Source organism: Paracoccus alkanivorans (assembly GCF_003697785.1).
In the GTDB taxonomy this organism is placed as follows: Bacteria; Pseudomonadota; Alphaproteobacteria; order Rhodobacterales; family Rhodobacteraceae; genus Paracoccus; species Paracoccus alkanivorans.
In genome coordinates, this window is the sequence record NZ_QOKZ01000004.1 from 121,106 (window position 1) to 132,248 (window position 11,143).

General features: G+C 60.3%; 8 protein-coding genes. 7 read left to right on the forward strand and 1 reads right to left on the reverse strand.

The window, feature by feature from the left end; all coding sequences use genetic code 11:
• Nucleotides 1–106 precede the first annotated feature (106 nt).
• Nucleotides 107–1,336, reverse strand: coding sequence for an ABC transporter substrate-binding protein (locus C9E81_RS11760; protein ID WP_122112548.1), 1,230 nt, complete (start codon nt 1,334–1,336; stop codon nt 107–109).
• Between the two features lie 297 nt (nt 1,337–1,633).
• Between C9E81_RS11760 and C9E81_RS22895 the strand changes: the two genes are divergently transcribed.
• The 7 genes from C9E81_RS22895 (at nt 1,634) to C9E81_RS11790 (ending at nt 11,143) form a co-directional block, all read left to right on the forward strand.
• A complete protein-coding gene (locus C9E81_RS22895) occupies nt 1,634–4,090 on the forward strand; it encodes a glycoside hydrolase family 2 protein (RefSeq protein ID WP_166461893.1) in 2,457 nt (818 codons plus the stop codon).
• A 29-nt stretch (nt 4,091–4,119) separates the two neighbouring features.
• Nucleotides 4,120–5,133: a LacI family DNA-binding transcriptional regulator gene (locus tag C9E81_RS11765; RefSeq protein WP_166461894.1), complete on the forward strand. Its 1,014-nt coding sequence runs from the start codon at nt 4,120–4,122 to the stop codon at nt 5,131–5,133.
• Nucleotides 5,134–5,254: 121 nt separating this feature from the next.
• The gene (locus tag C9E81_RS11770) at nt 5,255–6,277 is read left to right on the forward strand and encodes a LacI family DNA-binding transcriptional regulator (protein ID WP_122112550.1); all 1,023 of its coding nucleotides are present in this window, start codon (nt 5,255–5,257) and stop codon (nt 6,275–6,277) included.
• Between the two features lie 125 nt (nt 6,278–6,402).
• On the forward strand, nt 6,403–7,665 hold the full coding sequence (locus tag C9E81_RS11775; RefSeq protein WP_122112551.1) for an ABC transporter substrate-binding protein: 1,263 nt from the start codon (nt 6,403–6,405) through the stop codon (nt 7,663–7,665).
• An 82-nt stretch (nt 7,666–7,747) separates the two neighbouring features.
• The gene (locus C9E81_RS11780; RefSeq protein WP_122112552.1) at nt 7,748–8,674 is read left to right on the forward strand and encodes a carbohydrate ABC transporter permease; all 927 of its coding nucleotides are present in this window, start codon (nt 7,748–7,750) and stop codon (nt 8,672–8,674) included.
• The gene (locus C9E81_RS11785; protein ID WP_122112553.1) at nt 8,671–9,501 is read left to right on the forward strand and encodes a carbohydrate ABC transporter permease; all 831 of its coding nucleotides are present in this window, start codon (nt 8,671–8,673) and stop codon (nt 9,499–9,501) included. The genes C9E81_RS11780 and C9E81_RS11785 overlap by 4 nt, the downstream gene beginning before the upstream one ends.
• A gap of 4 nt (nt 9,502–9,505) precedes the next feature.
• On the forward strand, nt 9,506–11,143 hold the full coding sequence (locus C9E81_RS11790) for a glycoside hydrolase family 43 protein (protein ID WP_122112554.1): 1,638 nt from the start codon (nt 9,506–9,508) through the stop codon (nt 11,141–11,143).

Here is an 11,143-nt window from a genome sequence, read left to right on the forward strand (position 1 = left end):
TACGTTCCCGAATTTGACGTGAAAGGTATATCGGGCCAGCTATCCTGGCCGCGATATGCCGGGGCTGAGCGCGGACGATCCGAACCGCCCGCGCGATTGCGAAGCCTCAGCTATCGTATTCGAGAATGCCGATCAGCCCTTCCTTGACGTCATCCACCGACATATCCGGCTGATTGAAGAACTGGATCATGAGGTCGGCGAGCTGATTGCCCGCATCCGCCGACAGGACCTGGTCCAGCCCGTCAACGACCGTTCCATTGGCCAGGATATCCAGCCCCTTGCGCATGCAGTCATTGGCCGCATCGAGATCGACATCGCCACGAACCGGCATGGACCCTTTCTTGAGGTTGAACGCAACCTGCGCCTCGGGCGAGATCATGACCCTCGCCAATTCCTCTTGCGCAGCGGTGATTTCCGGGTCCTCGATAGCTGGGAAATAGAACGCATCTCCGCCGGTCGATACGATATCCGCAAGACCAAGGCCCGGCAGGCAGGTATAGTCCTCACCGGCAACCTTCTCGGCCACCGCGAATTCACCCTGCGCCCAATCGCCCATGACCTGCCCGCCGGCTTCGCCATTGATCACCATGGTCGTCGCCTGGTTCCATTCCTGAACATTCGAGCCTGCCGCGAGTTCGCGGGCCGTTTCCAGCGCGGCGAATGCCTTCTCCATCTCGGGGCCGTTGACCGCCTCCACATCCTTTTCGTTGAAGATCTTGGCATAGATCTCCGGACCCGCAATCGCGGCCACGACGTTCTGAAGCACGAGCGAAGCCTGCCAGGGCTGCTGGCCGATAACCAGTGGCTGAATGCCGGCCTCGCGCAGCGCCGGCGCGGCCTCGACAAATGCGTTCCAGTCTGCCGGCACCTCGATCCCGGCCTTTTCGAACGCATCGTTGGACAGCCAGAGCCACAGTTGCGAATGGATGTTCACGGGAACGCAATAGATCTCCCCGTCGATCTCGCAGCTTTCGAGGATGGAGGAGGGATGCACGATATCCCGCCAGCCGTCTTCGGAGGCGACATTTTCCAGTGAGCGCATCAGTCCGGCCTCGACCAGTTCCTGCGCTTGCTGACCGTGGTTGAATTGCGTCGCTCCCATCGGATCGCCGCCGGTGATGCGGCTGACCATGACCGGGCGCGCCGTGCTGCCCGATCCGGCGATTGCACCATCCACCCACTTATTGCCGGTTGCGTCGAATGCCTTGGCGAATTCCGCCACCGCAGCAGCCTCCCCGCCCGAAGTCCACCAATGCGTGACCTCGACCTCCTCGGCCTGAGCCGTGCCAAAAGCGAAGACGGCCACCGTGGCCGCGAAAAATAGTTTTTGTGACATGTTGCCTCCCTATGGAACTGATCGCTCGAATCAGCGCATGGGTTTAACGTTAATTTAAACCTCACATATCGCCAACAGTTTTTTAAGAATGGTAGCGATATCGGTCGCGCAAAATTCAGCATTATGTTGACGAAACTGACGGAGAAGGTGTAGTGATTATTGATAGATATATCGTTACACCTTATTTTCACCCCAAGGCATCGCGGAAGGGAAAATGGCAAGGAACTGGCCGCTGCGAGAACGCGCGAAGACCATCAATCTCTTGCCTATCCGCACCGAATCGGAGGATCGCACAGAATGCCCATGCAGCCGAATACCGCTCTTCCGGACCTCTCGCTCGACAAGGGCTGGAGCCTGACCCGTGCGGGAGAGTCACACTCCCTGACCGTGGCTTTTCCGAATGATCTTCACTCCGTGCTGCTGGCGCATGGTGTCATCGGGGATCCCTATTGGCGCGACCGCGAGACCGGGCTCGACTGGATACATGAAAGCGAGTGGTTGGCCGAACGCAGCTTTGATATCAGCGAGTTGAAAAACGGCCGCTACACACTGACGCTGGATGGCGTCGATTGCCACGCAATCGTGAGCCTGAATGGAACAGAGATCGGTCATCCGGAAAGCCGGTTCCTGCGCCATGACCTCGACGTGACCGAGGCGCTGGTCGAGGGCACCAACCGGCTTGCGATCCGCTTTCTGTCGAATTCCAGGATTGCACGGGACAAGGCCGATGCATTTCCCTTCCCCGTCCCCCATATCCACTGGAACAACCGGCTGCCGCATTACAATTTTCTGCGAAAGCCGCAATGCGATGCGGGCTGGGACTGGAATATCGCTCTCAGCCCGATCGGAGTGCATGGCGGCATCCGCCTGCGGCATAGCGATGCGTTGCGGCTGGACGATGTGCTGGTCCGGCAGTTCCACGAAACTGGCCAGGTTCGGGTCGATGTCGATTTTCTGACAGAGGTGGTCCGCCCGATCGAGGCAGAGGCTGTAATTCATATCGACGGCAAGGCCCAGGCCGAACGATTCCAGCTTTGGCCGGGCAGAAATCGCAACTCCCTCTCGGTCTGGATCGACAATCCACGTCTATGGTGGCCGGCCGGGCATGGCGCGCAAGAGATGTATGATCTCGAACTGCGGATCGGCGACCAAAGTCGAAATCTCCGTATCGGCCTGCGCGATGTGGAGCTTCTCAATCATCCGGACAGCGTCGGCAACCGTTTCGCCTTCCGCGTGAACGGCCGCGAGATATTCATGCGCGGCGCCAACTGGATTCCAGCCGATGCCCTGCCCGCCCGTGCGACAAGAGAAAAAGTCGCCGACCTGCTCGACAGCGCGGTAATGGCGAATATGAACATGATCCGGGTCTGGGGCGGCGGCTGCTATGAGCCGGATTTCTTCTATGAGATGTGCTCGGAGCGCGGCTTGATGGTCTGGCAGGATTTCATGTTCGCCTGCAATCTCTATCCTGCCGCCGACCGGCAATGGCTCGACATGGTGCGAAGCGAGGCCCGGCAACAGATCCGCCGCCTCTCCGTGCATCCCTGCATGGCGCTATGGTGCGGGGATAACGAACTGGTGGGTGCGATCGGATGGTTCCCCGAAAGCAAGGCCGACCGGGATCGTTACCTTGCCATGTATGACCGGCTGAACCACGCGCTGGAAGAGGTGGTCGAGGACGAGGCCCCCGGTATTCCGTGGTGGCCCTCTTCGCCATCCGTCGGGCCGCTGAATTTCGGCGATAGCTGGCACGACGATACCAGCGGCGACATGCATTTCTGGGATGTCTGGCACTCGGCCAAAGATTTCGAGCATTACCGCAGCGTGCGGCCAAGGTTCTGCTCGGAATTCGGTTTCCAGTCCTTTCCGTCGGCCCGCGTGATCGAGAGCTTTACCGAAGCGGCGGACCGGAATGTCTCTTCCAGGGTGATGGATATCCATCAGCGCAACCCTGGCGGCAACAGCCGCATCGTCGAGACGCTGGCGCGTTACTTTCCCTTCCCCGACTCCTTTGACGATATGATCTGGCTCAGCCAGATCTCTCAGGGATTGGCGATGAAGACCGCGATCGAAAGCTGGCGCGCTGCCAAGCCGCGCTGCATGGGCACGCTGTATTGGCAACTCAACGACACATGGCCGGTGGCAAGCTGGTCCAGCCTGGAATATGGCGGCGGTTGGAAGGCGGTTCACTACATGGCGCGCCGCTTCTATGCGCCGGTAATGGTGACCGCCCAGCCGCATGAGCAAACGGGGGAGATCGTGCTTTACGCGGTCAATGATACGAACGGACCGGTTTCTCTGAATGTCACCGCCCGCTCGGTGCGGATATCGGGCGAGATGCGAGATCTTGGCGAATGGAAGCGCCCATGCCCCGCCGATACCGCAATCGAGATCACCCGGCTGCCCCCGGACAAGCTGCAGGAGGATGCATTCCTGTATTTCGAATGGAGCGACGATAGCGGCAATCATCGCGGAGAGAGCGAATACCTGCCAAAGCGCCCGAAGGAATACGATCTGGGAACCCCGCAAATAGCCGCTGAAACCGGCGTAACGGCCGACGGTATGCCGCAGGTCATGCTTAAGACTGACCGCCCGGCATTCTGGGTGACATGGGACCTCGGGGGCGATACGATCTGGTCCGACAATTGCGTTACCCTGCTTCCCGGCCGCCCGCGGGCTCTGAAAGCGCTTCGCCAAAGGCGCACGGAACTGCCCGTCCGGGCGCCGGAATTGCGGGCACTGAAAGGTTGGTAATGGTGCGTCCCGGTTCGGGCAACTCATCCGTGACGTTGAAAACCATCGCCAATGAACTTGGCGTATCGGTGACGACTGTCGCGCGCGCATTGAAGGATGGCCACAAGATCGGTCCGGAAACGGTGCGCAAGGTGCGTGAAACCGCCGACCGGCTTGGATATGTCCGGAATCTCGAGGGCGCCAAGCTACGCACCGGCAAGACGCTGATCGCCATGGCATTCCTGGATTTCGCCGAGGAAGAGGAAATCGGGGATTCCGGCGCTGTCGGCATCCTGAACGGCTTTCACAAATGCCTCGCCGGCACCGATTACGCGGTTCGCGCTGTCCCCGCGTCCCGGGATGGGTCGGCGGTTGAGCGCATTCGGGAGGTTGTGCGGGGCCGCCTCGCCGATGGGGTGATCTTCGACCTTACCGAATTGCAGGATACGCGGGCAAGATATCTGCTGGAGGCGGACTTTCCCTTCGTTACCTATGGCCGCACCGAACTGTTTTCGGAACATGCCTGGTTCGACATCGACAACGAATTCGCCGCCTGGCAAAGCACTGATGCATTACTGCGCGACGGTTGCCGGCGGATTGCCCTGATCGACGGAGACCCTCGCTATACTTTCGTCCGACAGCGGCTGCGCGGCTATGAGCGCGCCTTGCGCGAGCATGGGATCGAACCCGATACAGCCCTGCGTCACCATTCCACACTTGCAGCCAATATTGCCCGCACAGCCGTAGGGCCACTTCTCGACCGGGGTGCCGACGGCTTCGTTTGCTCGAATGAACTGACATTTCTTGGCGCGCGCGCCGGTGTCCGGGACCGGATCGGCGATGATGTCCGGCAGATCGGTTTCGCCCTGCGCTCGGGAACCAGTATTGGCAAATATGTGGCGACCAAGGTGCATGCCTCGCATTACTCGCATGTATCCACCGGACGGGCACTGGCAGAACTGCTGCTCAAGCGGATCGGCGGAGCTGATCCGCGCGATTGTCAGCACCTGGCAAGGACAACACTCGTGACCACCGGAAACGGTAACGAGGCGATCATTCCGTAAGGCCAACTGACCGAAAATCATCGCCGGACGGGATAATTCGATTACGCCTTGTTGTTCCCCGAATATTTGATTTACGATCGTCAGAACACTGCAAACGATAACCCAGGTCATCGAGCGCCCCATGTCCCGACCAACCATCCATGATGTCGCGCGTGTCGCCGGAGTAAGCCTTTCAACGGTGGACCGCGTTCTGAACGGTCGCGAGGGCGTGAAAAGCGCGACGCAAAACCGGGTTGCCGAAGCCATACGGCAACTTGGCTATGAAAGGAATATCGCTGCGGCCAATCTTTCGCGGAAGCGGCGCTATCGGCTGCTTTTCATCTTGCCGGGCGGAGGCAACACCTTCATGCGAGGATTGGAACAAGAGGTTGTCACGCAGGCCGGTGCCCGGGAATTCACCACGGCCACCGTCACCACCGTGCCCGCCTTTGACGACACCGCGCTGGCCGACGCTCTCAGGCACGTCGATCCGCAGGAAACGGACGGTGTCGCGCTGGTCGCAACCGATTCCGCAAATGTGCGGGCAGCACTGGCCGAATTGCGCGCCAAGGGCATCGCGGCGGTTACGCTCGTATCGGATCTGCCGTCATCTCAAAGGCAGCGTTTTGTGGGTATCGACAACGTGCAGGCAGGGCGCACCGCGGCCAGCCTGCTGGGGCGGTTCTGCCGCTGGCGGCCCGGGCGAATCGCCCTGGTGGCCGGATCGATGCTGGTGCGCGACCATGCCGAACGGCGGCTCGGCTTCGAGCAAGTGCTACGATCGGAATTCCCCGATCAGGAGGTTCTGCCCCCGCTCGAAGGCTTCGACGATCAGGAAATCGTTGGCGACCGTTTGACGGACATGCTGGCCCGCGAGCCTGACGTGGTCGGAATATACAGTCTCGGCGCCGGCAATCGCGGCGTTGCACGAGCCATCGCCTCGCTGCCGCCCGAGCGACGTCCGTCAGTCGTGGTCCACGAACTCACGCCCTATTCTCGCGAAGCCCTGCTCGACGGAACCTTCGACGCAGTGATCCACCAGGATACCGCCCGCGAAGTGAAGGTCACGGTCGAGTTGCTGCAGGCGCTGATCGACGGCATGTCAATCGATCCGGAGGGGCAAAGGATCGGCGTCGAAGTCTACCTTCGCGACAACCTCCCCTAACACTTCCGCCAAATCCCGACCGAGTTCTTCGTTGCATGGCGGTTATTTTTGACGTACGTTCGTCAATATATGCGATTCTTCGTCAGATATAAATCTGATCGAAAGCCGATATCAGGGAGGAGAACATGAAACATATAGCTGCCGTATTTACAGCACTGCTAGGCGTAGCGGGGGCACAGGCCGCCAACGCACAAACGACAATCAATGTTCTGCGCGTCGCGGTGAACGATGAGCAGGAAACCTATTTCGAGCAGATCGCAAAGGCATTCGAAGCCCAGCATGAAGGGGTCGATGTCACTTTCGAATACATCGCCAACGAGGCATACAAATCCAAGCTGCCCACATTGCTGCAATCGAACGCCCGGCCCGATATCTTCTATAGCTGGGGCGGGCAGACCCTCATGGAACAGGCGGAAGCTGGCTTCCTGCAGCCAATCTCGGACCTGCTGCCCGAAGGTTTCGCCGAGACGATGCCAGAGGCAGGCCTGCGGGCCTATTCGGTCGACGATACGCTTTACGGCCTGCCGCAATATCCGACCGAGGTGGTGTTCTGGGTCAATACCGCGCTGACCGAAAAGGCAGGGCTTGATATCGAGGCGATCAAGACCTGGGAAGACTTCCTTGCCGCCGTTCAGACGCTCAAGGACGCCGGCATCACACCGATCATTGCGGGCGGGCAGGACAAATGGCCGCTGCATTTCTACTGGAGCTACCTGGCCCTGCGCGAAGGCGGACCGGATGCCGTGGCAAAGGCGATGGCGGGCGAAGATGGCGGCTTCGAAAGCGCAGCCTTCATCGAGGCAGGCAAGGAATTCCAGCGGCTGACCGGGATGGAACCGTTCCAGCCCGGCTTCATGGGCACGACCTACGAGACCGCCAGCGGCATGTTCGCCGATGGCGAGGGCGCTTTTCACCTGATGGGTGACTGGGATTACCTGCCCATGCGCGAACGCTCCACCAGCGGCAAGGGTCTGCCGGACGAACAACTGGCGATCATCAGTTTTCCCACGATAACCGATCCGGTCACGCCGGGCGGTGAAACTGCCACATTGGGCGGAATCAACGGTTGGGCCGTCTCGAGTTCCGCCGAGCCCGAGGCCGTCGAGTTTCTGGCCTTCATGCTTAATGCCGAGAACCAGCGCGAAGGGGCGCGGCAGGAATTGTTCATTCCAATCGTGAAAGGGACAGGCGACGCGCTGGAGAACCCGTTCTTTACCGAGGTTTCCAAACATATTGAAAACAGCAGCTATCACCAGATTTTCCTGGACCAGTTCCTTGGTGCCTCTGTCGGTGCAACTGTCAACGATGCCTCGGCGGATCTCGCACAGGGCGCGACAACACCCGAAGACGCGGCAGCCCAGATACAGGAAGCATGGGAATTCCGTTGATATTCATCTGACGCTCATGCGCCACCATCGTGGCGGCGCTTGAGCCTTTCCCGTCTTCTCTCTCGTCAGATCGGAGTGTGGCATGACCATCGCCGCCGCCAAACGGCGCCTTCCGGTATCCGAACGCCTGCGCCGCAGCCTCTCCAACGGGCGCGTCACCGCGGCACTTGTTCTGTTACCGCCTGCGCTGATCCTTTTCAGTCTGTTCGTGATGCTCCCCCTTGGGGAATCCGCTTATTACTCGTTTTTCAACTGGAACGGCTACGGCACCCCCACTGAATTCGTCGGGCTGGAAAATTTCGAGCGGATCGCGGGACATTCGATCTTTCACACGGCGGTCGGGAACACGCTCAAGATCGTCGCCGTCTCATTGTTCCTGCAGATGCCCCTGGCGCTTTTGCTGGCGCTTCTGATCCATCGCAAGACGCCGACGAACGCGGTGTTCCGGCTCATCTTCTTTTTGCCCTATATCCTTGCCGAGGTGGCGGCGGGGCTGATCTGGAGCTTTGTCTTCGATGGCAATTACGGCATCACCGCCTCGATTGCCGGGTTCTTCGGAGCCGAAAGTTTTTTCATCCTCGCCGATCGTGAATGGGCATTCGCGGCGGTGATGACGGTGATCGTCTGGAAATATTTCGGCTTTCACATGATGATCTATATCGCCGCCCTGCAAAGCGTGCCCGAAGACCAGATCGAGGCGGCCCGGATCGAAGGCGCGAGGCGGCTGCAGATCGTCCGCTACGTGCAGATCCCGCATATCAAGCCTGCGATCGTCGTCAGCGCCTTCTTTGCCATCATCGGCGCGCTGCAGGTGTTCGACGTTATCATCCCGCTGACCAATGGCGGGCCATCGAACCAGACCCATACCATCGTCACCTATCTTTATACTTTCGGCCTGACCCGGCTGAATATCGGCTTTGGCAGCGCGGTCGGCGTGATCCTGTTTATCGCCGCGATCACCGTCGCGCTGTTCTACCAGCGCATCTTCATGAGGGGAAAGCAGGCATGACCCGTGGCCAGTTGATCCGCAACATCCTGCGCGTGGCATTCCTGTGCATGGTGGCCAGTTTCGTGCTGGCGCCAATGCTGGCCACCGTGCTGGGCGGTTTCAAGAGCAATGCGGAAATCCGCACCAGCGCCCTGTCGCTGCCCGAAAGCTGGAACCTCGAATTCTACGGCTCGATCATCTCGGACCCGGCATTCTGGCGCTACCTGGGCAATTCGCTGCTTATCTCTTCCGCCGCCGTCGTGCTGACGCTGATCGTCGGCTCCGCCGCCGCCTATGTGTTTGCGCAGATCCGTTTCTTCGGCTCGCGCATGCTGTTTTCCTACCTGCTCCTGGGGCTGATGTTCCCCTTCGCCACCGCGATCCTGCCGCTGTTCATCAAGGTGCGCGATATCGGGCTTCTGGATACGTGGTGGGCAGTGATCCTGCCGCAGACCGCCTTCAGCCTGTCGCTGGCGATCCTGCTTTTCCGCACATTCTTCGAACAGCTTCCAAAGGAATTATTCGAGGCCGCCTATATCGACGGCTGCGGCTATGTGCGCTTCTTCTGGCGCTTCACGCTGCCGCTGTCCGCACCGATCCTCGCCACGGTGGGCGTTTTCGTCTTCGTCCAGAGCTGGAACAACTTCCTGCTGCCGCTGGTCGTGCTGAACTCGCGCGAGGCCTTCACTTGGCCGCTCGGCATGATGCAGTTCCGGGGCGAATATGTCACCCAATGGAACCGCACGCTGGCCTTCGTAACGCTGACCATTGTACCCGCCATCGTCTTTTTCCTCGCTGCCCAGAAATACATCGTCGCCGGACTGACCGGTGGCGCCGTGAAAGGATGACCATATGACAGAGATCAGGAACCCGATCCTGCCCGGCTTCAACCCCGACCCCTCGATCCTGCGGGTGGACGATGATTACTACATCGCGACATCGACTTTCGAATGGTATCCGGGCGTGCAGATCCATCATTCCCGCGATCTCGTGAACTGGCGGCTGGTCAAGCGCCCGCTTGATCGCGCATCGCAGCTGGACATGCGCGGCGATCCCGATTCCGGCGGCATCTGGGCGCCCTGCCTGACCTGGGCCGACGGGCTGTTCTGGCTGATCTACACCGATGTGAAGCGCCGCGACGGCGCGTGGAAGGACAGCCACAACTATCTGGTGACCGCCCCCGCCATCGAGGGGCCATGGTCGGATCCGGTCTATCTGAATTCGTCGGGTTTCGATCCCTCGCTTTTCCATGACGAGGACGGGCGGAAATACCTGCTCAACATGATCTGGAACCACAACCGGACCCGTGGCGACAAGTTCGGCGGGATCGTGATACAGGAATATTCGGTAAAGGAACGCCGTCTTGTCGGACCGATCCGCAATATCTATCGCGGCACCGACCGCAAATTCACCGAAGGCCCGCATCTCTATCGCCGCGACGGCTGGTATTACCTTCTCACCGCAGAAGGCGGGACGGGTTACGACCATGCCGTGACCATGGCGCGATCCCGCGATCTTTTCGGCCCTTACGAAACCGATCCCGCGAAGCATCTGCTGACGGCGAGCGGCACGCAATCTTATCTGCAGCGCGCCGGACATGCCGATATCGTCGAGACGCAGAGTGGCGAGCATTACCTGGTGCATCTCTGCTCCCGGCCGCTGGACGAGACGCGCGGCATTCCGGTGGATGGAAAGGACATCCATGCCGACGATGTCCGGCGCTCGCCCCTTGGCCGCGAGACGGCGATCCAGAAGCTGATATGGGAGCCGGGCGAGTTTCCGCGACTGGCACATGGCGGCAACGCCCCTGCCGATACCGTTCCCGCGCCGGATCTGCCGCCACATCCGTTCGAGCCAGAGCCGGCGCTCAGCCGCTTTTCGCCTGAAGGACTGCCATCCGCTTTCCAGTGGCTGCGCACGCCGGAACCTGAACGGCTTTTCTCGCTCTCCGAACGCCCGGATGCCTTGCGGCTTTTCGGGCGGGAATCGCCGGGCTCGCAATTCGACCATGCCCTGATCGCCCGCAGGCAGACGGATTTCGCCTTCCGCGCCGAAACCGAGATCGACATGATCCCCGGCGACTATCAGCATTATGCCGGGCTGATCTCGTGGTATGGCCGCTTCAAGTTCCATTACCTCGCCGTCACCGCAGACGAGGCTGGCGCACGGGTCCTGACGGTCTATAGCTGCCCGGCCAACTGGCCGGATCCGCGCGTGGAATACCCGATCGAGCCAATCCCGCTGCCGGGAACCGGCACGGTCAGGCTGGGCTGCGATGTGGACGGCGCAACGCTGCGCTTTCGCTATGCCACGGATGGCGGTGACTGGCAGAACTTGGGGATCGAACTGGATCAATCGGCGATCTCGGACGAGGCCGGAAACGGGCCGGGCAACAATTTCACCGGCGCCTTCATCGGGATCTGCGCGCATGACAGCTCAGGTCGTGGCCGGCACGCCGATTTCCTGAGTTTTCTTTACGAGCCCCGGTAA

What these genes read in the sequence shown, in the direction of transcription:
- C9E81_RS11770 (WP_122112550.1), top strand. Translation starts at nt 5,255, where the DNA reads ATGTCCCGACCAACCATCCATGATGTCGCGCGTGTCGCCGGAGTAAGC.
- C9E81_RS22895 (WP_166461893.1), top strand. Translation starts at nt 1,634, where the DNA reads ATGCCCATGCAGCCGAATACCGCTCTTCCGGACCTCTCGCTCGACAAG.
- C9E81_RS11760 (WP_122112548.1), bottom strand. Translation starts at nt 1,336, where the DNA reads ATGTCACAAAAACTATTTTTCGCGGCCACGGTGGCCGTCTTCGCTTTT.
- C9E81_RS11775 (WP_122112551.1), top strand. Translation starts at nt 6,403, where the DNA reads ATGAAACATATAGCTGCCGTATTTACAGCACTGCTAGGCGTAGCGGGG.
- C9E81_RS11790 (WP_122112554.1), top strand. Translation starts at nt 9,506, where the DNA reads ATGACAGAGATCAGGAACCCGATCCTGCCCGGCTTCAACCCCGACCCC.
- C9E81_RS11785 (WP_122112553.1), top strand. Translation starts at nt 8,671, where the DNA reads ATGACCCGTGGCCAGTTGATCCGCAACATCCTGCGCGTGGCATTCCTG.
- C9E81_RS11780 (WP_122112552.1), top strand. Translation starts at nt 7,748, where the DNA reads ATGACCATCGCCGCCGCCAAACGGCGCCTTCCGGTATCCGAACGCCTG.